20 protein-coding genes and 1 pseudogene are annotated in these 24,917 nt (G+C 46.2%); 18 read left to right on the top strand and 3 right to left on the bottom strand.

All coding sequences use genetic code 11. The features are described 5' to 3' along the window. Window positions 1–60: 60 nt before the first annotated feature. From BKE30_RS07475 to BKE30_RS07465, 3 genes are all read left to right on the top strand, one after another. The gene (locus tag BKE30_RS07475; protein WP_083698487.1) at window positions 61–1,326 is read left to right on the top strand and encodes a hypothetical protein; all 1,266 of its coding nucleotides are present in this window, start codon (window positions 61–63) and stop codon (window positions 1,324–1,326) included. Between the two features lie 566 nt (window positions 1,327–1,892). Continuing rightward, window positions 1,893–2,318 carry a hypothetical protein gene (locus BKE30_RS07470; protein WP_076877976.1) on the top strand — a complete coding sequence of 142 codons (426 nt, stop codon included), beginning with the start codon at window positions 1,893–1,895 and terminating at the stop codon, window positions 2,316–2,318. 130 nt (window positions 2,319–2,448) lie between these two features. Next, a complete protein-coding gene (locus tag BKE30_RS07465; protein WP_076877975.1) occupies window positions 2,449–3,045 on the top strand; it encodes a BLUF domain-containing protein in 597 nt (198 codons plus the stop codon). Between the two features lie 129 nt (window positions 3,046–3,174). Here the strand turns inward: BKE30_RS07465 and BKE30_RS07460 are convergent, their stop codons facing one another. Next, complete coding sequence (locus BKE30_RS07460; RefSeq protein WP_076877974.1) at window positions 3,175–4,419, bottom strand: saccharopine dehydrogenase family protein; 1,245 nt, start codon at window positions 4,417–4,419, stop codon at window positions 3,175–3,177. A gap of 441 nt (window positions 4,420–4,860) precedes the next feature. On the opposite strand from BKE30_RS07460, the gene BKE30_RS07455 reads away from it, so the two are divergent. After that, entirely contained in the window at window positions 4,861–6,096 is a 1,236-nt protein-coding gene (locus BKE30_RS07455; RefSeq protein WP_076878012.1) for an NADH:flavin oxidoreductase/NADH oxidase family protein, read from the top strand. Window positions 6,097–6,158: 62 nt separating this feature from the next. Here the strand turns inward: BKE30_RS07455 and BKE30_RS07450 are convergent. Together BKE30_RS07450 and BKE30_RS07445 are read right to left on the bottom strand one after the other, a co-directional pair. Then, window positions 6,159–6,638, bottom strand: a pseudogene (locus tag BKE30_RS07450) (type 1 glutamine amidotransferase domain-containing protein); the annotation flags it as partial. A gap of 98 nt (window positions 6,639–6,736) precedes the next feature. Further along, window positions 6,737–7,147 carry a MerR family transcriptional regulator gene (locus tag BKE30_RS07445; protein ID WP_076877972.1) on the bottom strand — a complete coding sequence of 137 codons (411 nt, stop codon included), beginning with the start codon at window positions 7,145–7,147 and terminating at the stop codon, window positions 6,737–6,739. Between the two features lie 223 nt (window positions 7,148–7,370). Here BKE30_RS07445 and BKE30_RS07440 point away from each other — a divergent pair, with 223 nt between their 5' ends. The 14 genes from BKE30_RS07440 (at window position 7,371) to BKE30_RS07370 (ending at window position 24,875) form a co-directional block, all read left to right on the top strand. Next, complete coding sequence (locus BKE30_RS07440; RefSeq protein WP_198938055.1) at window positions 7,371–8,459, top strand: AraC family transcriptional regulator; 1,089 nt, start codon at window positions 7,371–7,373, stop codon at window positions 8,457–8,459. A gap of 191 nt (window positions 8,460–8,650) precedes the next feature. Beyond that, window positions 8,651–10,192, top strand: coding sequence for a hypothetical protein (locus BKE30_RS07435; RefSeq protein WP_076878010.1), 1,542 nt, complete (start codon window positions 8,651–8,653; stop codon window positions 10,190–10,192). A gap of 421 nt (window positions 10,193–10,613) precedes the next feature. Further along, the gene (locus BKE30_RS07430; RefSeq protein WP_076877971.1) at window positions 10,614–11,174 is read left to right on the top strand and encodes a DUF4124 domain-containing protein; all 561 of its coding nucleotides are present in this window, start codon (window positions 10,614–10,616) and stop codon (window positions 11,172–11,174) included. An 85-nt stretch (window positions 11,175–11,259) separates the two neighbouring features. Then, window positions 11,260–11,796 (top strand): chorismate--pyruvate lyase family protein, encoded by a 537-nt coding sequence (locus tag BKE30_RS07425; protein WP_083698485.1) that lies wholly within the window; start codon window positions 11,260–11,262, stop codon window positions 11,794–11,796. A gap of 53 nt (window positions 11,797–11,849) precedes the next feature. Further along, window positions 11,850–12,749 (top strand): 4-hydroxybenzoate octaprenyltransferase, encoded by a 900-nt coding sequence (gene ubiA, locus BKE30_RS07420; protein ID WP_083698484.1) that lies wholly within the window; start codon window positions 11,850–11,852, stop codon window positions 12,747–12,749. A 228-nt stretch (window positions 12,750–12,977) separates the two neighbouring features. After that, the gene (locus BKE30_RS07415) at window positions 12,978–13,388 is read left to right on the top strand and encodes a hypothetical protein (RefSeq protein WP_076877970.1); all 411 of its coding nucleotides are present in this window, start codon (window positions 12,978–12,980) and stop codon (window positions 13,386–13,388) included. Window positions 13,389–13,637: 249 nt separating this feature from the next. Continuing rightward, window positions 13,638–14,888 (top strand): alpha/beta hydrolase family protein, encoded by a 1,251-nt coding sequence (locus BKE30_RS07410; RefSeq protein ID WP_076877969.1) that lies wholly within the window; start codon window positions 13,638–13,640, stop codon window positions 14,886–14,888. A 159-nt stretch (window positions 14,889–15,047) separates the two neighbouring features. Then, a complete protein-coding gene (gene glyA / locus BKE30_RS07405; RefSeq protein ID WP_076877968.1) occupies window positions 15,048–16,301 on the top strand; it encodes a serine hydroxymethyltransferase in 1,254 nt (417 codons plus the stop codon). Window positions 16,302–16,376: 75 nt separating this feature from the next. Next, window positions 16,377–17,099, top strand: coding sequence for an MOSC domain-containing protein (locus BKE30_RS07400; RefSeq protein WP_083698483.1), 723 nt, complete (start codon window positions 16,377–16,379; stop codon window positions 17,097–17,099). A gap of 436 nt (window positions 17,100–17,535) precedes the next feature. Next, the gene (clpB, locus tag BKE30_RS07395; RefSeq protein WP_076877967.1) at window positions 17,536–20,127 is read left to right on the top strand and encodes an ATP-dependent chaperone ClpB; all 2,592 of its coding nucleotides are present in this window, start codon (window positions 17,536–17,538) and stop codon (window positions 20,125–20,127) included. A gap of 440 nt (window positions 20,128–20,567) precedes the next feature. Continuing rightward, window positions 20,568–21,356 (top strand): hypothetical protein, encoded by a 789-nt coding sequence (locus BKE30_RS07385; protein WP_076877965.1) that lies wholly within the window; start codon window positions 20,568–20,570, stop codon window positions 21,354–21,356. A 3-nt stretch (window positions 21,357–21,359) separates the two neighbouring features. Continuing rightward, on the top strand, window positions 21,360–22,955 hold the full coding sequence (locus BKE30_RS07380; protein WP_076877964.1) for a GH3 family domain-containing protein: 1,596 nt from the start codon (window positions 21,360–21,362) through the stop codon (window positions 22,953–22,955). A 14-nt stretch (window positions 22,956–22,969) separates the two neighbouring features. Beyond that, on the top strand, window positions 22,970–24,145 hold the full coding sequence (locus BKE30_RS07375) for a hypothetical protein (RefSeq protein ID WP_083698482.1): 1,176 nt from the start codon (window positions 22,970–22,972) through the stop codon (window positions 24,143–24,145). A gap of 97 nt (window positions 24,146–24,242) precedes the next feature. Next, window positions 24,243–24,875: a hypothetical protein gene (locus BKE30_RS07370; RefSeq protein ID WP_143253680.1), complete on the top strand. Its 633-nt coding sequence runs from the start codon at window positions 24,243–24,245 to the stop codon at window positions 24,873–24,875. Window positions 24,876–24,917 lie beyond the last annotated feature (42 nt).

Genomic DNA, 24,917 nt, shown 5'->3' with positions numbered 1-24,917 from the left:
TATGAATTAATTGTTATGTTATAACATATCTTTTTATGGGTCATTAAACTGGAGATTAACGTGTTAAATTCTAAGGTAAAAAAAGCCGCCATCAGATTGCCCTTGCTGACCGCCATGATGATATTGGCTGCCTGTGGCAATGACAGCAACAATAATGACAATACGGCTAACCAGCCTGATGTACCGCATCAAGAAAATAACACCACCTTGGGACGACTGGTTATTACCAATAGCGATTCTGCCAATCCAATGGCTTATGTTTATGATCTGGATGATCAAAAACTGGCCAGTGAATTACCGCTAAAATCTGTACCTAATGCTGTCTATTCCAGCCCTGACCATCGCTATGCCGTCCTGATTGCACGTGCAGATAACATTACCAAGTTTGTTGATGGGGGCATCTATCAGCATGATGATCACATTGATAAAGACAAACCTGCCTTATTACCTCTGGCCCTGACTGGCCCAACACCCAATCACTACCGTTCATTTAATGGACAGGCTGCTATTTTTTATGATGGCAGTGACAGCCTGACCTCCAGTTTTGACCTGTTAACAGATAACAGCCTGAAATCCGGTAAGGTGGTTGCCTACCAGCCCTTACCACAAAAGCATCATGGTGTGGCAGAACCCAGAGGCAATTATGTGTTGAGCAGTTATCTGGCTGCTGGTGAAACCACTTTAAGTAAACTGGCCTTATATGAGTTGCATAATGACCATTTTCACTTTGAAAAACAGTTTGCAACCGACTGTAGCAAGCTGCATGGGGCGGGTTCTAATCAGGACTATTCTGCATTTGGCTGTGAAGATGGCGTACTGGTCGTGCAGCAAAAAAACAATGAATTTGCAGATTATAAAATTCCGGTTAATGTAAGAATCACCACTATTGCAGGTCATTCTAAACTCAAGCAGTTTGTGGCTTTTGCAACCGGTAATCTTCAGGCATTTGTTATTGACCCTGTAGCAAAAACCAGCCGTGAGCTTGACTGGTCGGCAGGTATTAAAGACGCCGAGGGTAAGCCCGTGGCCCGCCTACAGCATGTTATGGATCAGACAGGCCAGCATCTGGTGATTATGGATAATACGGGTAACCTGCATGTCATTGAGACAGCAACATGGACGCACAAGGCCAGCATTAAGGTGCTGGATAAAGACGTGAGTCTGGGTAAAATCAGCCTTAATGCCAGCACCAATGACATTCTGGTGAGTGATGCAACGGCCAAGGCCATCCATGTGGTGAGCCTAAGAGACCTTAAAATAAGCCAGAAAATTACACTGGATTTCGCTCCGGCCAACTTTGCCTGGGTTGGTGTAAAAAAGGCCTAAAACGCTAAAAACTGATGGAACAAAAGCTTATTTAATAGCTTTTGTTTCATTTTAAAAAACCATTGTCTGTTGATGAAAACAGGCAGTGAATAGTCTGAAATTTAAAATATATTGCAGCTAACTCCATGCTTGCAACGCGCCTGTAAGCACCTTATGCCACTACCATGCTGGCGCAACTTCATAAAGCAATGACATTACTGCTCATCCGGTTGCATGATTTCAAATTTGCTTCACATTAAGGATAACGGCACAGCGGCTAAGTGGCTTGCAGTCGCTATCAAGCACGGTAAGCCATCAATGGCATTAATTAATTAAATAGCATTTATGCTTAATAACACGAATAAATTTGGCACGGATGACAATACGGTGCTGGTGTTTTTTGCCATGCAGGACATCTTTATATTACCCGGTAAACTCACAATGATTATTCGTATCCTGTAGTGGTGGACAGGCTTTGTGACAGTCAATAGAAACAAATATTAACTAATATTTATTGTTGGATTATTAAGTATGCCAATATATCGTGTAGCATCCGTCCTTTTAGTGAACTCCTTAAGGCAAACACAATGACTGGTGAACAACCTGAGATGTCGCATGCCCAAAAAGAAAAAATTGTTTTTAGGTACAGTTTTGAAATTAGCGGATTTAAAAAATCTGCGGGTAAAGGCAGCATCATTGTTAGTGATCAGCTCACCGATGAAGCCATTAAAAACTTAATCAATGAGTTTGTGTTAGGAAAAATCCGTGAATTTTTAAAAGGTAAAACCATTGTTCCTAATGGAAATTTTACTATTAATACCAGCATTGAGATTATAAAAATTACCCGGTTGACCCCATGGAACAATATGATTTACCCCGGCGATGAATCAGGGCAGGTGACCAGTCGCAAGTTTGTGGTGTTTATGGTCGGGGTTGCTTTTGTATTGCTGATGTTTTTGTTCGTATTTTTCAATAATTCGTCATTGTCCTCAATCAAATGGCAAGCTCACTAAGCGTTTAAAATTTAGGTTAAGTTTTATAAAAAGAAAGTAAATGAAATGTGTACTTCATTCATTTTTCAGGCTTTCTTGTCATATAGTATTACAGCCAATAAGAAAAGACGTTAGATAGAGCCTTGAGCATATGCAAAGTTGTGAGCGTGTAGTATTTATCAGCACGATCAGTGCAGAACTGATTGATACGGCAGAGACTATCCGGCAGTTTAGGGAGGATGGCATTGCTTATCATGTCCGTGATGAAGTGACTGGCCTGTTATTGTATGGTGATAGCTACATTTTCCATTGCTTTGAAAGCAGGCATGGGGGGATGGACAAGCTAAAGCAGACGGTAATGACCTATCCCTATCACCATAATCAGAAGCTGATTTATGACAAAGCCAATGTTGAGTCCAGATTTAATAGCTGGAGCATGGTTTGTGTTGTTACAGAAACCCAGATTCAGGATTTTATCAACAAGCATCGCTGGAGCACATTTAATCCCTATCTGCTTGATGGCGCGTTGCTGGATGAATTTATGGAAGTCATTTATAGCTATGGGGACAACCATAAAACGGCATTGATTCATCCTGCGGAGCGCTTGGTTAAAAGCCAGCAGGGCACAGATCAACAGTCCATCAAAAAGAAAACTCCCTACGGTCTGGCAGTGATTGCACTGACATTTATTATTAGCCTTATTGTGTATGGCTGGGATTATTTTGGTGTCATGCTGGATGACTGGTAAGCCTTGGCGCAGCGCATTATTGTTGGTCCATTCCATTGATTCATTCAGTGGGTTGATCAACTTGTGGGAATGTGATTCCCTATGCGCTGGATAATGCCTACCTGTCCATGGATAGCAAACAGAAGGCTGCTATACCTGTTCAAAACGCAAGCCAGCATGCCGGGTTAAGCGCTCAATAAATCGTGCGTCAAACAGGGTAGCCGGTGTCCAGAAGCCACCTTGACGGCCCGTTTTTTTGTCACCTTGTCCATGATCCAGTGCCAAACCAATAGCCGCCTGACCCAGCATTTTGCCAGTAGAGCCATAACCCGGATCACGATCACCAGTAACCTTGACCCGTATGGTTTGTCCGGCATCTGTTTGGCCAAAAAAGCGCAAATCAAAACGGCCTGACAATTGTTCCTCTATGCTTGGGCCTTCACCGGGCTTGGGTAAGAGAAAACGTTCCATAAGCTGGCTAACCGGTTTGCTGACTGCACCGAGCATAAACGCGCCAAGGCCTGCCACCACACCTGTGGCTTTTAAACGACCTTTTAAGCCATCGCCGGTAAGAATTGCTTCGTTATAGCTAAAGTTTTTACCATATGCATCGCCAGAAAGAGCATTGGAACGATGCACCACGCGCTCATTAATGGCAGCCATGACAAAAGGCGCAATCCATGCCTTAAAGTCCGGGTCATATTCGGCCGATTTGACAAAATGCTGTCGCGTCATAGAGCCGTGATGGTCAGGGCACAGCATGTAAGGATTCAGCAGCTGCTTGCGGAGTGCCGGATCAGCCGCTGCTTCCTGCACCACATTGAGCAGGCTGGCTACTGTTCCGCCCGATGCACCGCCTTTTAGGGTTCTAACCCGCATCTTGACCTGGGTGGCAGGCACGCCCCATTGTTGCATGGCCTGTTGTTGCAGGAAATAAACACCCATGTCAGAAGGTACAGAGTCAAAACCACAGCAATGCACAATGCGCGCACCGGACTGCTGGGCAGCAGGTTCATAGCGTTCAATCATCTTTTTAATCCACTGGGTTTCGCCAGTCAGATCGCAATAGTCGGTTCCACTATCAACGCATGCCCTGATCAGGGGTTCACCATACAGCGCATATGGCCCAACTGTAGAAACCACCACCCGGGTTTGGGTGCAAAGTTGCTTGAGCTGGACTTCGTTGCTGGCATCCGCAATGATAATTGGCACAGACTGGCCAGCCGTACCCAGTAAGGCCTTAACCTCTTGCAGCTTGGCTTGGGAACGTCCTGCAATGGCCCAGCGCAAGGTTTCTGTTGAGCTTGACAAATACTCAGCCAGATATTTGCTCAGGATTTGCCCAACAAAGCTGGTAGCACCAAATATGATCAGGTCATACGGTGGATTAGTCATAATTTTCTCCTTGTTTTAACTTTACGCCAATAAATTGAATGGTGTGGGCCTATTTAATACCAGTTGTGTAGGCTTGACCACTTCCAGCCACAGCATGAGGGCCAGACCATTGAGCAACTGCTTAACGGGCCACCATAACGTATCAGGTTTAGCTTTTTGCGAAAAAGCCGTTGTGCAGTATTCCTAAGCGCCAACCTTTGCTGTGATCCGGTGAGATCAACACATTCCTTGGGTAGAAAACCCTACACCCTGAAAACCACTATAAGATTAAACCTGACTTGAAGGTCAAGAGTATTCCTACACTTAGATACAATAGCCAGAACCTGCGAGCGGCTCATTTTGATGCTTTAACGTTTTTGGAATTTTATTGAGTAAAAAGCTATTGACATTAAAGTTCACTTTAATCTTAAAGTAAGGCCATCAACAATGCAGGGGATTGATATGAACGTGTTCGATAGCTTGGTTCTGCCTAATGGTTCATCGATTCCAAATCGTCTGGCCAAGGCTGCCATGGAAGAAAATATGGCCGATATAAATCAGGCACCATCTGACGCGTTAATGCGTTTGTATCAGGCTTGGGCTAAAGGCGGGGTGGGCCTGATTATTTCCGGTAATGTCATGGTGGATCGTCATGCCATGACAGGGCCGGGGGGCGTGGTACTGGAAGATGACGAGTATCTGGACCAACTTAAGCAATGGGCCACTATTGGCCGCGCCAAAGGCGCTCAGTTCTGGTTGCAGATTAATCACCCCGGTCGCCAGATGCAGTCAAATCTAGGGCAACCCACGTATGCACCCTCTGCCATTGCGCTGGATCTGGGCAAGATGTCTAGCCGGTTTGATACCCCGCAGGCAATGAGCCAGCAGAAGATTGAGGATGTCATTCAGCGTTTTGCCACTACCGCCAAACTGGGTGAACAGGCAGGGTTTACCGGCGTGGAAATTCATGCGGCACACGGCTATTTGCTCAGCCAGTTTTTATCTCCGTTAAGTAACCAGCGTACTGATCAATGGGGCGGTTCCCTTGAAAACCGTGCGCGCCTGCTAATTGAAATTGTGAAGGCCGTGCGTGCAGTGGTTTCTGCGCAGTTTGCAGTAGCCGTAAAGCTTAATTCGGCAGATTTCCAGCGTGGTGGCTTTAGTAGTGAGGATGCGCAGCAGGTGGTTAAAATGCTGAATGGACTGGCGGTTGATCTGGTTGAACTGTCTGGTGGCAGTTATGAAGCGCCCGCCATGCAGGGACAGGCACGTGATGGCCGTACACTGGCACGGGAAGCTTATTTTCTGGAGTTTGCCAGGGAAATCCGTAAAGTGGCCAATATGCCAGTTATGGTGACCGGGGGCATTCGTCGTTTAGAGGTTGCCCAGCAGGTTATTGATAGTGGGATTGAAATGGCAGGTATTGCCACGGCACTGGCAATTAACCCTAATTTGCCCAAAGAATGGAAGCAGGGCAAACATACGGCACCAGAATTGAGACCTATCGACTGGAAAAACAAGACGCTGGGTTCGCTGGCCAATATGGCAGCGGTTAAGTTCCAGTTACGCAAGCTCAGTGAGGGTAAAGCTCCCAAGCCACAGGTATCCCCATTGTGGGCTTTGATCCTGCAACAAGTCGCAATGACATGGCGCACCCGACAGTATAAAAAACGTATGGCGCGCTGTTCGACAGGCTGACTGGATAACCCAAACTAAAAAAGGCATTGCTGCCGGGTAATGTCCTTTTATTTTGTGCCTCACTACGGTAGGGTTTTTAAATGCTTTACCACGGCCTTAGCAATTTCCCTGCTGGATTGTGGGTTTTGTCCAGTAATAATCCGGTCATCGCGAATCACATAAGAGGTAAACGGGATAAAAGCCCTTTTGTATTTTGCCCCACGCTCAATTAACTGGTCTTGTAATGAAAACGGAACCTGAGACTTGATTCCCGACAGGGTTTCCTCAATATTGGCAAATCCAGTTACCGTTTTATCCGCAATCAATGTCGTGCCGTTTTCAGCCTGTAGAGGCAGCAAGCCCGCCACGCCATGACACACTGCCGAAACAATACCGCCCTGCCGATAGATTTGTTCGCTAATAGTTTGCAAGGCTTTATTGTCTGGAAAATCCCACATGGTGCCATGTCCACCAGTGTAATAAACTGCCTTGTATTGGGCTGGATCAATTGCACTGGGCGACAGGGTATTTTGCAGGCGTGTCATAAACACCAGGTCAGCCAGTTAAAGTCAGGTTTAAGGTCAGGTCTATTCAGGTTTGATGGAACAATTTCTGGCAGGCTAAACAGGTAGGATTCTTAGTTTGCCGCTCTGTAATCTGATCAGCTTGAACTAGGGAAATAGCTGTTAAACAAGCGCTGCGCATTTTCTTCACAACTGATGTCATCAGGTTTGCTGTTAATGGCATGAATCAGCGTGAGCAGGCTTTGTTTATTGTCTGCCAGTTTCTGTTCCAGTTGTTCAATTTCTGCAACTTTAGCGCTAAGACTTTCCATGAGCTTGCCATGATCCCAAACAGTAATGTTGGCAGGCAGCAAAGATTTAATTTCAGTTAGGGAAAATCCGGCCTGTTGCGCCTGCTTAATCAATAGCAGTTGCTGAAGGTCATTTTCACTGTAGTGGCGGTAACCATTGGCTTTACGTTTGGCCTTGGGCAGCAGTTTGATTTGTTCATAATAACGAATCGTTGGAGTATTCAATCCGCTTAAGCGCGAAAGTTCACTAATATTCATCCGGGTTTCCCTGATTGACATTCAAGCTTACTTTAGGCTTATAGTGCACTTGAATGTCAATACGCAGATTCAAGTTTATGCATCTTTTGGTTTATCTGTTTGTCACGGCCACCCAGCGCGCTTTTAACGATGACGTCGTAAATTGGTGATAGTAGCTGCGCCAGCGTGCAGTAAGCTATTTATGGTGATCTGCCGTATAACAGCAAAATAATGGAAAGCAAAAGTGATACTTAAAGGTTCTGATGAAATATTGCTTGCTGATGTAGCCATAGTGCAGCAATCGGAAGATTATGTGCTGGCCAGTATTCTGGAGCAGTGTCTGGCCAACTGGCGCAAACATGGGATTAATACAGATGCTTTAAGTCAACTGGTTGGTTTTGATCTGGCAGAAGCAGCAGCCAATCCGGAAGGCTGGATTAATATAAAACTGCTTGAGCAAATGGTGCAGCAAATAGCCCTGTTTACTCCTGATCCGCTGCTTGGCCTGCATGCGGCCAGCATGGAAGATATGGGTGGCTTTGGCGTGCTGGGTTATCTGGAGCAAACCTGCGGAACCTTGCAGGAAATTTATGATGCCACCATGCGCTATGAGCGTCTGGTCAGCGATATTGGCACCACCACACTACGGCATGAACCTGGCGTGGTCTTTTGCATCTGGCACTGTAAAACCGAAGATCCACTGTTTCGCCGGCATGCCACCGAATTTATTCTGGGTTGCTGGGTACGCCATATTCGTTTTGCCAAGCTACCACTAAGCCAGATACTCAAGGAAGTGCATTTTAGCCATCCGGCGCCCAGCAATCCTGCCTTACAGGCGGACTATGAAAACTACTTTGGCTGTCCGGTCAGGTTTGATCAGCCAGAGTCGGCATGGGTAGTGCCTATTGAGATGATGACGGCACAGTTACGCCTGCCTAGTCCCAGCCTGCAACTGACCTTGGAGCGGCATGCCCGCCTGTTGCTGAGCGAGCGCACTAAAAAGCCGTCCCTGCGAGAGCGCATCAAGGCACAGCTACGGGTATTACTGATGCAGGGCAATATTTCCCGCGACTATCTGGCCAGTGAGTTGGGCGTTAGCAGTCGCCACTTGCATCGACAATTGCAAAAGGCTGGCAGCAGCTATAGTCAGCTGGTAAGCGAGTTAAGGATCGAAATGGCCAAAATTTTATTGCAAGATCCGTTATTAAGTATCGAGGCAATCGCACAGCGCTTAGGGTTTAGTGAATCAACACCGTTTATTCGCTGGTTTCGGCAACACTTTGGCAGTACACCCAGACAATATCGCCAGCAGTTAAAAGATCAGGATCAATAAACTCTCAGACAGGAATAGAGGCATGGTCAGCAATCAAGCTGGAGCCGCAGGGCCAGACATGCCCAGTTAAGTAAAAAATAGATAAAAAAAGACCTATGAACCGTTGCTTGGGGCCTTGGACGTATAAACCCAACACCGTTCAGGATGTTCGCATTAACATCATTGCTTTGTTGACCTATAAAGTAATTGATATGCGTAAATTGACTGCGGCTGAAGGTTTGCAATTTCCCACTTCCGCTTTATCGGATAAACCCAGCACCACCCTCAGTGCAAAACAAATTATTCAGTCTGCTTTACAGGCTGTACAGTCACCCGTTGCTAGTAAAATCACCCGTGAAAAGAACTGGCGCAAGAATTATCCAGTGTATTTTAAGGCACTGGTTGAAGCAGGCATTGCATCAGTCGATCATCCGGTGCAGATTGCCCAGCAAGGACTCAGCACCGCCCAGCAGCTATTTGTATTTAACCGGGGCACGCAGCAGTTACCGCTTGCCGACGCCATGAACCAGTTTCAGGCACAGCCGTTTGATACCTTTACCCTCAAGGGCAATGCAACTGCCGAAATTGAACCGTGGTTTGTGCCGTATCACGGCCAGAAACTGCAAGGGCAGGCCCTGCTTGAACAAATTGATCGCTGGGAGCAACAGCATATTATTGAACCCAGCCATGCCAAGGCCTTGCGTACAGTACAGGCGCATCCTGAATGGTTTGACCTGTCTGAACGCACGATGGTGCTGTTTGGTGCCGGTTCAGAGGCAGGGCCACTCACCTGGCTGACCAAGTGGCGCGCCAATATTGTGGCCATTGATTTGCCCAGTCCTGCCATTTGGGACAAGATCACCAGTATCGTGGCCAAAGGTAATGCCACCCTGATTGCACCGCAGCAAGCCAGCATGGAGGGCAAAACACAACTGGGGGCCAACCTGTTAACCCAGACGCCTGAAATTGCCAACTGGCTGGCGACCTTGGCCCAGCCACTCGATCTGGCGGGTATTGCCTATCTGGATGGGGAAAAACACGTGCGGGTATCCATGGCCATGATTGCCATTATGGACAAGGTTAGTCAGCTTAAGCCGGATAGCAGTATCATGTTCATGCTCACTCCAACTGATATTTATGCAGTTCCCAAGGAGGTGGTGCAGGGCAGTTTAATGCTTCGCAAGCAGCGCAATCAGGTTGAAAAACTGGTAGCCCATGCTGCACGTCAACTATCTTTATCGCATTTTTTTACTCCCATTGATGAGACATTGCTGCTATCGGATAACGGCCAGCAGTATGGTATCTGCGACTGCATGGTAATTGAGCAAGGGCCTAACTATGCCTTGGCCAAGCGCTTGCAGCAGTGGTATGCGCTGCTTGCAAGGAGCCGGGGCCAACGGGTAGCTATCAATATTGCGCCATCCACCACCACATTATCAGTTGTTAAAAACCCTCTGTTAAAGGCTGCATTTGCCGGTGCCGGACTGTTTCAGGTTGAAACCTTTAATCCTGAAACCACCAATGCCATTATGGCGGCGCTCTGGGTACATGACCTGCATAACCCTGACAGCGTGGCCAACCCGCAAAACAAACTTGAACATCCCCTCAAGCTCATTATGGAAGGGGCCAATCATGGGGGATTATGGCGTGTGGCGTATCTGGCCAGAACCGCCTTGCCCTTTGCGGCTGCCTATGGCTGGGGCAAGCAAAAACTGGCTATGCTTCAAAAACAGCGCAGCCGGATAATGCATTAAATAATAATGGTTTAGGTCTGATTATTTTTAATAATTTATTATTGAAATCAATTTGATATGGCTGTTAGCCTAAAGCTGAAGAAGCCAAAAAATATTGATTTCATTCAAATAATACATTCAAGCCACTCACAATGTTTAGTGGTGTACAACCCCATCCTATGGAATGGGGTTTTATTTATATCTTAAAAAATATCCAGTTTATCCATTTCATCACAATAGCTCTGCTATTTGGTTTTATACTAGGCCAGACAAGCCGTGGCTGGCAGTTCAATAATATTCACGTTAGGCATGCTTTAGTCCCTGCACCAATATCTACTGGTTCAGTGCTATGATTAACGCCTGAGTATGGCTCCTATCACTGCCAGTGCTAATCCATGTCCAGCGTCTAAAGATACAACAGTCTAAAATGAGGAATACAAATATGTTCAGGGAAAGCAGATTTTTAGCCGTGGCTCTTGCGCTGGTAGTAAGCGGGATAGCTCAGGCCGCCATTTATAAAACAACCGATGCCAAGGGTAATGTGGTTTATACCGATTCACCCTCCAAAGAAGCTCAAACTGTTGACCTGCCGCCGCTATCCATTGTGCCCAGTTTAAGTGCAGAGCAAATTGCGCAAGCCAATGCCGGTAATCAGGCAACAGCAGCCCAGCCTGCAGTCATTCGTTACCAGCTTAAATTTGTACAGCCGCTGGCTGAACAAACTGTACGCAAACCTGATCCTATTGGGGTTAACGTCAATATTCAGCCTGCACTGGCCAATGGCGACAATATGTCTATCCTGCTGGATGGTGTTGTCGTTGCCAACGGGAATGGCGTTACCATTTCCACTGAACAAATGGAGCGTGGTGCGCATAGCATTGCCGCACGGGTTACCAATTCAGCGGGGAGGGTGGTTAGTGAGGTAGCTACTACGGTTTATGTTCAGCAAGGTAGTGTTAATTCGCCTGCAAGTCAGGCAAATAAGCCACGTACTGCCCGATAACAGACGCTTTTATAAACAGCACTAATTGTCAAGCCAGACTTAAGCGTGTAAAACGTTAAACGTTTATTCCACATGCTTGTGTTTTATGCCTGCTAATTTATCTCATCATCTGGTGCGCTGGCATACTTCCAGACAATTACTGAATCAGGCCCTCACCAGTATGCCAGCGGAATTAAAACCGTGGCTGCTGGCGCAAGGCTCCCTAACCCGCCAGTTAACCCAGCTGGCTGGTGGCCAGTTTCGGGTAGAACCATTCAGGCAGGGTTTTGAGCGTATTTACCTGCATGAAAGCCAGCTTATGCAGACTGGTGTTGACCAGCAGGCCTGGGTGCGTGAGGTCTATCTCTATGGTTGCGAAGCTGATCCGTGGGTAAAAGCGCGTAGCATCATTCCGGTAGAATCCCTCAAAGGGCAGGGTTTACGTTTACGTTATCTAAAAAACCGGTCTCTGGGGTCTTTGCTGTTTGCCCGTGCAACACCGGATTGCATTCGCCAGATTGCCCTGTTACCAGAAGGCTGGACACGGCGCAGCCTGTATTTATGGCACCAGCGTCCGCTGATTGTTCAGGAAACCTTTTTGCCGGGTTTTCAGCAGTATCTGCTTCATCATCCCCAGCTTTAGCTTGCCAAAGCCATGTCAAAACCCTATCCACAACATCATGACAAGAGGTTGCCATGCAGCTTGATACGCCGCCCACTATGTCACCCTTAAACTGGCAACAGCGCCTAAAGGCGTATGTTCAATTAACCCGTTTTGACAAGCCCATTGGTACAGAACTGCTGCTGTGGCCAACATTTTGGGCAGTGTGGATTGCGGCTGAAGGTAAACCCAGTGTCAAGATTGTGCTGATCATGTTTTTGGGTGTGGTATTTATGCGGGCCGCCGGCTGTGCCATTAATGACTTTGCAGACCGCAAGGTAGATGGCCGGGTGGAGCGTACCAAACACCGGCCCCTGCCCAGTGGGCTGATTTCTGCCAAAGAAGCCTTAATTGTATTTGCGGTATTGGTAGTGGCCAGTGCCAGCTTACTGCTGTTTTTGCCGCTTAAAGCATTTTACTGGTCATTTGGTGCGCTGGCACTGGCAGCGGTTTATCCGTTTATGAAACGTTATACCTACCTGCCGCAATTTGTACTGGGTGCTGCGTTTTCATGGGCCATTCCCATGGCTTATGTTGCTCAGGGCCAAAGTCCTGATTTGTCCTGCTGGCTGCTTTATGGTGCCAACCTGCTATGGACGGTTGCTTATGATACACAATATGCCATGACTGATCGTCCGGATGACCTAAAAATTGGCGTAAAGTCCACTGCTATCCTGTTTGGCAAATATGACTTGGCTATTATCGTGTTATTGCAACTGGCCAGTCTCAGCCTGCTGGCAGCAGTGTTTTATCTGCATGACCTGTTAAGTATGTTTACCGGCTGGGCCACTTTGGCTATCGTTCTGGCCTTGTTTGCATATCAACTTGCCAAAACGCTGGACCGGCAGCCTGCGCATACCTTTTGGGCGTTTCGGCATAATCGCTGGGTAGGTCTGGTAATCTGGCTGGGTATTGTTGCCAGCTATCTGTTCTAAATTAAGATTGTCCCGTTTTCTCAAGGTTATTTTTTAAGGCGTTAGTTTTCAAATTCTGGCTAGGGTAGTGTTGCCCGTAATTTACGCTTTACTACACTTGATTACCTGTGATCTACGTTGGCTACAGTTGGGGAGCATGTCTTATACAGGAGTGCATCAGCTTTAACATTTGGTTTTGTTATGCTTGAACTCATCAAGACGCAATACAAATTTGAGATGAGGTAAAGTATGTCTACTACCAATAATATGAATTCTAAATCAGTAAATAACCAGTTAAATCAGCAAAATAGTGTTAAGCAAAGTCAGACCGATGCCCAAGCTGATGCAAACCGTGCGCCCGTGCAGCAAGACTATACCGCATCAGCAGTATTTAATAATGACAAAGTGACTTCGCAACAGGTAGAAGGCCTAACCGATACTGATGAGTTAAGCCGTGAAATGGATAAAAATCCGGAAAATGCCCTAAATGAGCAGGGTGCTTCCAATCAGGAAAAAACTGAGCAAAACGACGGAAGTGCTGGAAACCAGAAAATCCGTGATGCTGTAGAACATTTAAATGAAGATAAACTAAAGGATAATGTACTTGAACAGGATAGACGAGGTACAGTGGATATCCCTACGCCTTCATCACCTGATTGATCCTTTACCTGTTTAGAATTTATTAATTTATATTTTACTAAATTATAATAATAAGTAAAACAACCAGTTAACCCCACACCATAAATCCCCAAAAATTTATGGTGTTTTTTTTATGCAAAATTTCATGATGACTTTAAAGTCATTTCTTTCATGGTTTTTGATCATTTGTTCAGGTATTTTATAAGTTCTCCTTAATGATTTCATCATTAAAGAGAGCTATATTTAAAATACGTTTATGGATGATAACGCATGAAAGCACCCTTTTTTACCCGTCATTTGCTTGCTGCTGCCATTTTTAGCAGTGTGCTTGGTTTAAGCGCTTGTGGTAGCGACAGTGACTCATCTGATAGCTATCAGAACAGCAGGGTTTATTTAAGCGAAACTACCTATAGCCTTAATCAGGGTGATTATCAGGTTACCAATGCAAATAGCATTAAGGTAATGAGCTATAACATGCCGGGTGTTGCTGGTAAGAATGTAAAAGCCACAGCAATGGTAATGACACCCAAGGGTGAAAAACCCAAGGATGGCTGGCGTATGGTAGTCTGGGCGCATGGTACAGTTGGGGTAGGCGATAGCTGTGCACCCAGCAAAAATGGATTTACCAACAACCGTTTTTCTGCCATGGCTGATCAATTGCTGGCAGAAGGCTACATGATTGTGGCACCTGATTATGAAGGTCTGGGCACTCAAGGTATTCATCCCTACCTGAATCTGGGCAGTGAAGCCAGATCGGCCATTTATGCAGTCAATGCGCTTAAAGAGCATTACAAGACTGATATTCAGGGTAACTGGATGTCGGTAGGCCAATCACAGGGCGGCCATGCGGTACTGGGTATTTCTGAATATGCCGCCAATGATGCCAGTTATAAGGGTACAGTTGCTGGCGCGCCTGCTTCCAGTCTGGGTTATATCATCACGCAAGTAGCGCCCAGTGCATTACAGGATTTGGTAAATAAAGGTCAGCAGGAGGTTGCCATTGAAGCCTATGCTGAGCTACTGGCGTATGCGGCTTACACTGCTGTCGGGATCAAGGCCTATCAGCCCGACTTTGATTATCAGTCCCTGTTCTCTGAGCGGGCTGCCAAAGTTGCAGTCAATGCCGAAGGGACCACTGGTGATAACGGGATTTGCCTGACAGATCTGCATGATCAGTTTGCTGCTGATATCCGCAATTACCTGCGCAGCAATCCTAACCAGACGGTGCTGAATTATCCTGGCTTGGACACGGCTGAGTTTGCCAGCAACCAGACCTTGCAAAAATTTCTGGCGTATACCCAGCCTGCTACCAAAAAGCTGAATACACCAACCATGATTATTCAGGGTACACTGGATTTGGCTGTTCCATTCCCGGTTACGCAATCTCTGGTTGAAGCACAGGTCAAACTGGGTTCAAACATTAACTTCCAGCCGGTGGTCGGGGCTTCCCATACTCAGGCAATTGTTACTAAGCGTCCTGAACTGGTTGCCTTTATTAAAAAATATATGCCAGCCCAATAAGCTGCTGGTGTGCTGTACGTTTGCCAAATGCAGGCGTGCAGCAGTTTCAACCTATAATGAAGAAATATCAGTCTGATAAAAATTAAACTTCATGTTAAACTGTAGCGCGTTTTATTTGCCTTTGCCCAAAAAGCCCTTTATTGATAGGTAGAGTTTGCCATGTTTGCCAATATTTCCATTCGCGATTTTGATCCAGAGCTGGCCCAGGCCATCAGCGCCGAAGATCAACGTCAGGAAAACCACATCGAGTTGATTGCTTCTGAAAATTATTGTTCACCTGCAGTAATGGAAGCACAAGGGACCAAGCTCACCAACAAATATGCAGAAGGTTATCCGGGCAAGCGCTACTATGGCGGTTGTGAACATGTGGATGTGATTGAGCAGCTGGCCATTGACCGTGCCAAGCAACTGTTTGGTGCCGACTATGCCAACGTACAGCCCCATGCAGGTTCTCAAGCGAACAGTGCGGTATTTTTGGCTTTGCTGAGTGCGGGTGACACAGTGCTGGGCATGAGCCTTGCGCATGGTGGCCACCTGACTCACGGTGCCAAAGTGAACTTTTCTGGCAAAAGCTACAATGCTGTACAATATGGCCTAAATTGTGACACTGGCGAAATTGACTATGAAGAAGTTGAGCGTCTGGCACTGGAACACAAGCCAAGAATGATTATTGCCGGCTTTTCTGCCTACAGCCGTGTGGTGGACTGGCAGCGTTTCCGTGATATCGCTGACAAAGTAGGCGCCTACCTGATGGTGGATATGGCGCATGTGGCAGGCCTTGTGGCTGCTGGTGTTTATCCAAGTCCGGTGCAAATTGCAGACGTAACCACCACCACTACACACAAAACCCTGCGTGGCCCACGTTCTGGCTTGATTCTGGCCAAAGCCAACGAAGAAATTGAGAAAAAACTGCAATCTGCGGTATTCCCGGGTAATCAGGGTGGCCCGCTGATGCATGCCATTGCCGCCAAAGCAGTTTGCTTTAAAGAAGCCATGAGCCCCGAGTTCAAAACCTACCAGCAACAAGTGGTAAAAAATGCACAGGCCATGGCCAAGGTGCTGGTTGAGCGCGGTTATGACATCGTTTCCAGCGGTACAGACAATCATTTGTTCCTGTTGTCACTTATCAAACAGGACATTACTGGTAAGGAAGCGGATGCGTGGCTGGGTCAGGCGCACATTACGGTGAACAAGAATGCTGTACCGAATGATCCACGTTCGCCCTTTGTGACTTCCGGTATCCGTATTGGTACACCAGCCGTGACCACGCGTGGTTTTGGCGAAGCAGAAGTGACTGATCTGGCAGGCTGGATTGCAGATGTTCTGGACAGCAAGGGTGATGAAAAAGTCATCAGCGACGTTGCCCAGAAAGTGGCTGCCGTTTGTGCCAAGTTTCCGGTGTATGCCAATTAAACTAAATAAGCTGTGTAGGCTCAATAATCAACAGCATGCCAGCTGATAAATTGCTATGATAAAAAGCGCTTTCTGATGAAGGCGCTTTTTTTATTGTATTGGGCAAAATCAGCCAGAAACCAGTCGGAAAATCAGGCCATGCAAATTGAACAGCTTTACTTAGGCAAACTGACACACTGGGAAGCCAAAAACCAGAATACTGGAATTTTTAAGCAACCTGTTGATTGTGCCTATGTCAGTAAAGAGGGTCTGGTGGGGGATGTTCAGGCTGACCGACGCTTTCATGGCGGGCCGGAAAAGGCACTGCATCAGTTTGCGCAGGCCAGTTATGACAAAATTGTAGAAGGCTATCCTGAATTAAATGGCATTGCAGTCAAGGGCACTATCGGTGAAAACTTTAGTTGCGCCGACATGACCGATGAAAATGTATTCATTGGTGATATTTATCAGTATGGTACAGCCGTGATTCAGGTGGCACAACCGCGTAATCCCTGCTGGAAAATCAATTACCGTTATAAGGTCGAGTTGCTGTCCAATTACATTGCTGAGCACGCCATTTCCGGCTGGTATTACCGGGTGCTGCAAGAAGGCAAGGTAGCCGTGGGTGACACAATTGTTTTACTGGAACGTCCCAATCATTTAATTTCCAATGCTGGCTTGCTTCATCTGATGAACCAGCAACAGCCTGCTTTACTGGCACTTGAGGCCGCAAGGGATTGTGCAGGCTTAAATACCGACTGGATCAAACGCATTGATAGCCGCATTAAACATCTAACCCATGCCCTTAATAAGCAATAGTATGTAATAGGGTGTTTGTTAGGCCAAAATATTGGTTAAATTACCAAGCGTAACTATCCATCAAGCGTAACTATCCATAATGAAAATAAAAATAAGAGACACGCTTTGAATCTGGAAGCTTTAAATTTGCAAGCTGTGATATCTGGCGGGCTGTTATTTTATGTTTATGAAAAATAGAAGAAACTGAGGTCAATTTTTAATATGAGCTAAAATAAAATTTTGAGAAAAGCTAAAATTTGTGCTTCAATTCTATTGAATTTTTGGCTTGTAGCTCCATTTATTCCTATTGTTCGATGAATTAAATATTTGAATAATTTAAATTAAAATTTAAAACGCCCTTGAAACTCCAAAAAAAACACTTATCTAATTTTCATGGCTTAACACGATAACACTCGCTCAGTTTGACTGATTTTATCAGTCATGGAGGAATACAATAATGCGTTTTGAAAAGTTCACCGATCGATTACAACAAGCATTATCCAATGCGCAATCTTTGGCAGCCGGTCGGGATCACACGGGGATTGAGGCCTTTCACATACTGGCCACCCTGCTGGAAGAGCCTGGCAATGTCAGTGTATTGCAACAGGCTGGTGCCAATATGGCTACCTTGCAAAGCAAGCTTCAACAGGCATTGAATGATGCCCCCAAACTGGCTACGCCCACCGGTGATGTCAACCTGACGCCTGAATCTGTGCGGATTTTAAATCTGGCGGATAGTTATGCGCAAAAGGCTGGTGATGAGTATATTTCCAGCGAATGGGTATTACAGGCTTTAAGCGAACAGGGTTCCAGCAAGAAAATTATTGAGACGGCTGGCGCAGACAGTAAAAAACTGCGTGCCGTGATTGAACAAATTCGAGGTAATGAAAAAGTGACCAGTAATAACCATGAAGACCAGCGCGAAGCGCTGAGTAAATATACCATTGACCTGACCGAACGCGCCTTGAATGGCAAGCTTGACCCGGTGATTGGTCGTGATGATGAAATCCGCCGTACCATTCAGGTGCTGGCCCGTCGTACCAAAAACAATCCGGTATTAATTGGTGAGCCGGGTGTAGGTAAAACCGCCATTGTTGAAGGATTGGCGCAGCGTATTGTGAATGGCGAAGTGCCTGAAGGCCTGAAAAACAAGAAAGTCTTATCGCTGGATCTGGGTGCTTTAATTGCGGGTGCCAAGTTCCGTGGCGAGTTCGAAGAGCGCCTAAAAGCAGTGCTAAAAGACCTGTCCAAACAGGAAGGTCAGGTCATACTGTTTATTGATGAATTGCACACCATGGTTGGCGCTGGTAAGGCTGATGGAGCCATGGATGCTGGGAACATGCTTAAACCCGCACTGGCCCGTGGCGAGTTGCATTGTGTGGGTGCAACCACACTGGATGAATACCGCCAGTATATTGAAAAAGACGCAGCGCTTGAGCGCCGTTTCCAGAAAGTATTGGTGGATGAGCCCAGTGTTGCCGACACCATTGCCATTTTACGTGGCTTAAAGGAACGCTATCAGTTGCACCATAATGTGGAAATTGAAGACTCCGCCATTATTGCCGCAGCCCGCATGTCGCATCGTTATATTACCGACCGCAAGTTACCGGACAAGGCCATTGATTTGATTGATGAAGCGGCCAGCCGCTTGCGGATGGAGATGGACTCCAAACCTGAAGCACTGGATAAAATTGACCGTCGGCTGGTTCAACTGAAGATGGAATATGAAGTCATCAAGCATGACGAGCATGCCACTGCGCAGCAAAAACAGCTGACTGCCCAGATTGAGCAACTGGAAAAAGAGCTGGCTGACATGACTGAAGTCTGGCAGGCCGAAAAAGCCATTGTGCAGGGTGCACAAGGTTTTCGTGAGGAGCTGGATAACGCCAAGATTGCCTATGCCAAAGCTGAACGGGACAGCGATATTGCTGAAATGTCACGTTTAAAGTATAGCGTTATTCCTGAACTGGAAAAGAAAATTGCCAATGCCGAACAAGCTGAGGACAATCAACAAAATCAGGAACAGGGCAAGTTCAAGCTGTTGCGTACCAAAGTGACAGATAACGAAATTGCTGAAGTAGTGAGTGCTGCTACCGGTATTCCCGTATCCAAAATGATGCAGGGCGAACGTGAAAAACTGCTGAACATGGAAACTTTCCTGCACAAGCGGGTAGTGGGTCAGGATGAAGCAGTGGTTGCGGTGTCCAATGCCGTGCGCCGCTCGCGGGCTGGCTTGTCTGACCCCAACCGCCCGAGCGGTTCATTCCTGTTTCTTGGGCCAACCGGGGTGGGTAAAACCGAGCTGACCAAGGCATTGGCCAACTTTTTGTTTGATAGTGACGACGCCATGATCCGCATTGACATGAGCGAGTTTATGGAAAAGCACAGTGTTAGCCGTCTGGTGGGTGCGCCTCCGGGCTATGTGGGTTATGAAGAAGGTGGCACTTTAACCGAAGCTGTGCGTCGCAAGCCGTATAGTGTGGTGTTGCTGGATGAAGTTGAAAAAGCCCATCCCGATGTGTTTAACATTTTGCTGCAAGTGCTGGACGATGGCCGCTTAACCGATTCTCAAGGCCGGGTAGTGGACTTTAAAAATACGGTTATTGTAATGACTTCCAATCTGGGTTCACATGCTATCCGTGAGCTGGGCAGTGAAGCACCTGAGCATGAAGTAAAAGCGGCGGTGATGGCGGCTGTTGGCGAGCATTTCCGGCCGGAATTCATTAACCGGATTGATGAGGTGGTAGTCTTCCACAGTCTGGGCAAATCGCAGCTTCGGGGCATTGCTGATATTCAGCTTGATCGCCTGCGTGCGCGCCTGCATGAGCGGGAAATTGGTTTGCAACTGGACGATACAGCCTTTGATGCACTAATTCAGGTGGGCTATGATCCGGTATTTGGCGCGCGGCCTTTAAAACGTGCCATCCAGTCTGAAATTGAAAATCCACTGGCACAGCGTATTTTGTCCGGCGAATTTCAGGCTGGCGACCAGATTGAAGTTAAGCAGGAAGCGAATGGACTAACCTTTGAAAAAGTGAAGTTCCATTAATTCATCTGGTTAATTTTTAGTGTGAAAACAGCCTCTGGCGCCTGTGTGACAGAGGCTTATTTATTGGGCAAATTTGGTGAATTTATTGGCAATTTTTGTCATTTTTTGCTTAAAAAATAAAAAAACTGACGCTTTGGCTTACTTGCTTGTAAGCTATTTCTCATTGTGCGTGAATGAGGAGTATGAAAAACTCCCAGTCCTCGCTTCGCTGACATCTCTATTTCCACATAAAAAATTAGGGTTGAGGGAAATTCAGGTGGACAAAAGCATGTTCGAGGATAATTAACGTCATGTCAAAACTATTGAAGCATTGATAGAGATTAGAGGCATATTCCTTAGGGGCCCAATCAGCCAATATAAATAATATGCTTATCCTTCGTTAAATATCCGATCTTAAAAAACCTGTGTTCAAAGCAGAACAATTGTAGGAATCGGTCAACATGAAATTTTTTAAATTACCCAAGCCTGAATTAAAAGCTAAATTTCAAAAAGTGGAAAAATTTTCAGTGCAGGACTTAAGGGTCATGTACAGCATTTATGAAAAATATTATGAAAACACCAGTTTTGATATTTTCCAGAGCGACTTTTACAAGAAGACCGGCGCTTTTATTATCTGCCATCCTGATACAGGCCGTATTGTGGGTTTCTCAACCCTGATGAAATGTGACATCAAGGCCGGTGATAAAACCTATCATGCGCTGTTTAGCGGTGATACGGTGATTGAAAAGGAATTCTGGGGTACCCGGGCTTTGCAGCGTGCCATGTACATTTACCTGATTACCGAAAAGGTGAAGCATCCCACTGAGCCTGTGTACTGGATGCTGATTTCCAAGGGCTTTAAAACCTATCTGCTATTGGCCAATAACTTTTTTACCTACTACCCGCATTTCAAGGGAAAAAATCAGCGTTTGTCTGGTGTGGTTGACAGTTATTGCCGCCAGTATTTTGGTGATTATTATGATCCGGCTAGCAAAATTCTCAACTTTGGCAGTGACTATCAGCCACTTAAAGAAAATGTTGCCCCGATTACCGAAATCATGCGCAGCAACAATCCTAAGATCAAATTTTTCGAAGAGCGCAATCCCAACTGGGTACAGGGTACAGAATTACCGTGCGTGGGTGAAATTACCTGGCAGGAACTGGCCAAATATGCCCAGCGGTTTATCACCAAACCCATGAGCCAGGGCAAGCTTGATGCGTTATTAGTGAATAAAACCCAGTCGGTATAAGTCATGAATTTGTTTGCGCAAGTAAGCCATCAGGCACTGGCGCTGGTTTGTCGCAAGGCCGACCAGCGCTTTAAAAACCAGCGGAAACGACTGGAACAGGTACAGCGTAAAAAGCTGGGAAAAATTTTAAAGCAGCTTCATTTAACCAAAACGCAGCAGCGTATCAAAAATTATGAAAGCTTTGCTGCGCAGTTGCCGCTAACGCGCTACAGTGACTGGAAAACCCGTATTGAGCAGATGCGGCAGGGCAATCAGGGCCTTAGTCGCAGTAAGCTGGTGCGCTATCAGCCTACCAGTGGTTCAAGCGAAAGCATCAAGTTTATTCCCTACTATCAGGATTTTTTAAACGAGCTGGATGCTGCAATTGGGCCATGGTTAAGCAGCATGTACCGCCTGCATCCCAAGCTAAAGCAGGGTTCGCATTACTGGTCCATTTCATGGCTACCGGAAAGCCAGCGCCATCTGTTAACCGACGCTAACCTCAATGATGACAGTGTATTGCTGGACTGGGGTAAGCGTATTTTAAGCCAGTATACTCAGGCTGTTCCTTCAGATGTGGCCTTTGCCGACAGTGCGGATGACGCCTTGTTTGCTACCTTATGTTATCTGGTGGCCGATGCGCACTTAAGTATGCTGTCAGTGTGGAGTCCTACCTTTGCCCTGCAATTACTGGACAATATGCCAATGTGGGGCAGTGATATTGTTCAGGTGTTAACTACCGGAAGCTGGGGCAAGCGGCAGCATTCACTGGCTGAGGTTAAAGCGCCTAAAGCCCGTAGCCGTGCCCGTGTACTGGAGCGCTTGCTGGCCAAGCCCTTAATGGACTGGCAGGCGTTATGGCCAGACCTTTGTCTGGTATCCTGCTGGGATACTGCAGGTGCCAAGGCATGGGCGCAGCAATTGCAAACCCGCCTGCCATTTGCCGGGTTTGAAGGCAAGGGACTGTGGGCCACTGAAGGCGTGGTGACCATTCCTTATGATGGCCATTATCCACTGGCCTACCAAAGCCACTTTTATGAGTTTGAAAACTTAACCACCGGCAAAATTGTACCAAGCTGGGAATTACAGCTTGGTGATGAGGTGAGCCCCATCTTAACCACAGGCAGTGGCTTGGTGCGTTATTGCATGGATGATCATCTGGTGGTCAGCGAGTTTTATGGCAGCTTGCCCTGTTTTACCTTTAAGGGTCGTCGTTTCGGGGTTGACCTGGTGGGTGAAAAACTTGATCCCAGCTCAGCCTTAAGCACCTTGCACAGTGTTGCGCAAACGGTTCAGCACTGTAAGCCGGTTTCCCTGCTGGCCATTGATACGGAAGGGCAGGCAAAGCCCTATTATCTGGCAGTATTTGAAGGGGCCATGCAAAATCAGCCCTGCGCTACATTAATAGATAACCACCTCAAGCAAAATTTCCATTATGAACTGGCTCGCAATCTGGGCCAGCTTGCACCGGCACAGGTGGTTTGTGTGGATGATGGCTGGCAATACTACAAGCAGCTTGCCATGCACAGCGGCATGATTGAAGGCAACATCAAGCCCGAACCACTCAAGAAAATTCATATGAATGCACTAAACAGTGCCCAAGTGCCTGCTGCATTATAAAAAGGATACAAGTCATGATTGACGCTGCTGTTGATACCTTAGCCGAGCCAGCCATACAATCTATTGAAACTTATAGAACCAAAGCGGTTGAAGGCTTGCATATCCGGCCTGCTCACATTGCCGATGATCAGCAACTGGTCAAATTAATTGCCGAATCCATGCCGGCTAATGGCGTATTGCTATCATTTGAGCGCTATCCCAGCTACTTTAAGGCCACACGGACTCAATATGAGCAGCCACGCGTTCTGGTGATGGTAGCTGATGAGCAGCCTGAAAAAATTCTGGCCATGTTTAATCTGGGCACCCGCAACTGTTTCATTAATGGTACGGTTAAACCACTGCGCTATGTGGGGGATTTGCGTATTGGCAAAACAACCCGGGGTAAGGGCTTAATCAGCTTATTGATGAGCTATGTAAAGAACTGCCTACCACTGGATGAAATTTACCAGACCGTTATTTTGAATGACAATATCGTTGCGCGCAAAGTATTGCATGAAAACCGCCCCGGTGTGCCAGCACATTATGTGTCCGATCAGGTGGAAACCCATACGCTGACTGGTTTTAAAACCAAAAAGCAACCCAACCGGAATTTGTCTATTTCGCATATGACCCGGGGTGATATTAGTGCCGTAAACCGCTTTATCCGGCACATGGCTGATTATTATAATTTTCTGCCTGCCTATGATTTTAAGGGACTGGTTGCGCAGGAGCCATACTGGAATGGGTTAAGCATTAATGATTTTTATATCGTAAAACGTGGCGGACAAATTGTTGGGCTGTTTGGCCTGTGGAACCAAAAACCATTCAAGCAAACCCGCATTGCCGACTATAGTAAGCTCATCTCGTTTGTGCGACCGGCTTACAATTACTGGGCAAAACTCACGCACCAGTTACGTTTGCCCCAAAAGGGCGATACGCTAAATTACATGATGCTGCACTCGGTATTATGTAATCCTTATGATACTGATTTATTTGAAAATATTATAAGGTCGGCTCATCAGCAAGCCTGTGATAGAAAATGTTATGCAATTTGCTTTACACTGGCTGAAAATGATCCGCGACGTGATTGCCGTAAGGTTTTTATTAGTCAGAAAGTGCAAGCAATACATGCATTTCACTGCTTTAAGGATAATCCACTTCAACAGTTTGACAGCAAGCGAATAAGCTATCTGGAATGCGGACGCATTTAGCCTTTTAGGCAAAATGACACTCATCGTAATCTGATTGAACTTTGTGCAACAAGTTGTTAGAGTGAAATCAATTACAAAAAATGGGAAGTCAGACTAAATGCAAAGGCTGCTTGTATCCCCTGTTTCTCAAGCTCATTACAGCAAGAAACTTGTTTCCAGAGATAGCGCTTTTAATTTAAGCGTTGCAGGCGTTGGAATTGCTTTGCTATTAAGCACTGCAAGCTATGCAGCCACACCGCTGGATGATGTAGAGCTGAATAATAATTTTTTGCAAAATAATATTCCTGTTTCGCAACTGGCACTGGATCAGTTGCAGAATGCTGGTCCTACTCCTGAGCAAACGGAGCAACAGCTCGAAGCGATTGACCAGAATACCCGCATTAATAATGTGTTTGCCAATCTGGTACAGGCTACTGGTATTTCCAATATTCAGGTTTCTTTGAATAAAAAAGACCGCGAAGTAAATTTTACTACCAGCAACCCCTTGTTTGGAATCGATATTCTCAATGAAATTGCAGTTAACGACTTTGGCTCTGAGCCATTTAGTTTTCGATGGGCTGGGAATTTTACCCAGATGTTTGATTTAAGCCAGATTAATAGTCTTTACTTTGATCATTCAACCGGTAGTTATGAGCTAAATAATATTCAGGGTATTGTTGAAATTGAAGCATCGACCTATCAGGGCAATGAAGAATCCAGAAAATTCCGTCGTGATTACCATGTTTTCTAGCTGTATATTTTCTAACTGATCGCTGTTTTTTATAACAGTTTA

The sequence above is a fragment of the Alkanindiges hydrocarboniclasticus genome, assembly GCF_001982605.1.
Classification (GTDB): Bacteria; Pseudomonadota; Gammaproteobacteria; order Pseudomonadales; family Moraxellaceae; genus Alkanindiges; species Alkanindiges hydrocarboniclasticus.
This window is presented reverse-complemented; position numbering and strand designations above follow the sequence as displayed.

Coding starts and splice junctions, on each gene's coding strand:
- BKE30_RS07470 (WP_076877976.1), top strand. CDS start 1,893: ATGACTGGTGAACAACCTGAGATGTCGCATGCCCAAAAAGAAAAAATT.
- BKE30_RS07465 (WP_076877975.1), top strand. CDS start 2,449: ATGCAAAGTTGTGAGCGTGTAGTATTTATCAGCACGATCAGTGCAGAA.
- BKE30_RS07460 (WP_076877974.1), bottom strand. CDS start 4,419: ATGACTAATCCACCGTATGACCTGATCATATTTGGTGCTACCAGCTTT.
- BKE30_RS07455 (WP_076878012.1), top strand. CDS start 4,861: ATGAACGTGTTCGATAGCTTGGTTCTGCCTAATGGTTCATCGATTCCA.
- BKE30_RS07445 (WP_076877972.1), bottom strand. CDS start 7,147: ATGAATATTAGTGAACTTTCGCGCTTAAGCGGATTGAATACTCCAACG.
- BKE30_RS07435 (WP_076878010.1), top strand. CDS start 8,651: ATGCGTAAATTGACTGCGGCTGAAGGTTTGCAATTTCCCACTTCCGCT.
- BKE30_RS07430 (WP_076877971.1), top strand. CDS start 10,614: ATGTTCAGGGAAAGCAGATTTTTAGCCGTGGCTCTTGCGCTGGTAGTA.
- BKE30_RS07425 (WP_083698485.1), top strand. CDS start 11,260: ATGCCTGCTAATTTATCTCATCATCTGGTGCGCTGGCATACTTCCAGA.
- ubiA (WP_083698484.1), top strand. CDS start 11,850: ATGCAGCTTGATACGCCGCCCACTATGTCACCCTTAAACTGGCAACAG.
- BKE30_RS07415 (WP_076877970.1), top strand. CDS start 12,978: ATGTCTACTACCAATAATATGAATTCTAAATCAGTAAATAACCAGTTA.
- BKE30_RS07410 (WP_076877969.1), top strand. CDS start 13,638: ATGAAAGCACCCTTTTTTACCCGTCATTTGCTTGCTGCTGCCATTTTT.
- glyA (WP_076877968.1), top strand. CDS start 15,048: ATGTTTGCCAATATTTCCATTCGCGATTTTGATCCAGAGCTGGCCCAG.
- BKE30_RS07400 (WP_083698483.1), top strand. CDS start 16,377: ATGAAGGCGCTTTTTTTATTGTATTGGGCAAAATCAGCCAGAAACCAG.
- clpB (WP_076877967.1), top strand. CDS start 17,536: ATGCGTTTTGAAAAGTTCACCGATCGATTACAACAAGCATTATCCAAT.
- BKE30_RS07385 (WP_076877965.1), top strand. CDS start 20,568: ATGAAATTTTTTAAATTACCCAAGCCTGAATTAAAAGCTAAATTTCAA.
- BKE30_RS07380 (WP_076877964.1), top strand. CDS start 21,360: ATGAATTTGTTTGCGCAAGTAAGCCATCAGGCACTGGCGCTGGTTTGT.
- BKE30_RS07375 (WP_083698482.1), top strand. CDS start 22,970: ATGATTGACGCTGCTGTTGATACCTTAGCCGAGCCAGCCATACAATCT.
- BKE30_RS07370 (WP_143253680.1), top strand. CDS start 24,243: ATGCAAAGGCTGCTTGTATCCCCTGTTTCTCAAGCTCATTACAGCAAG.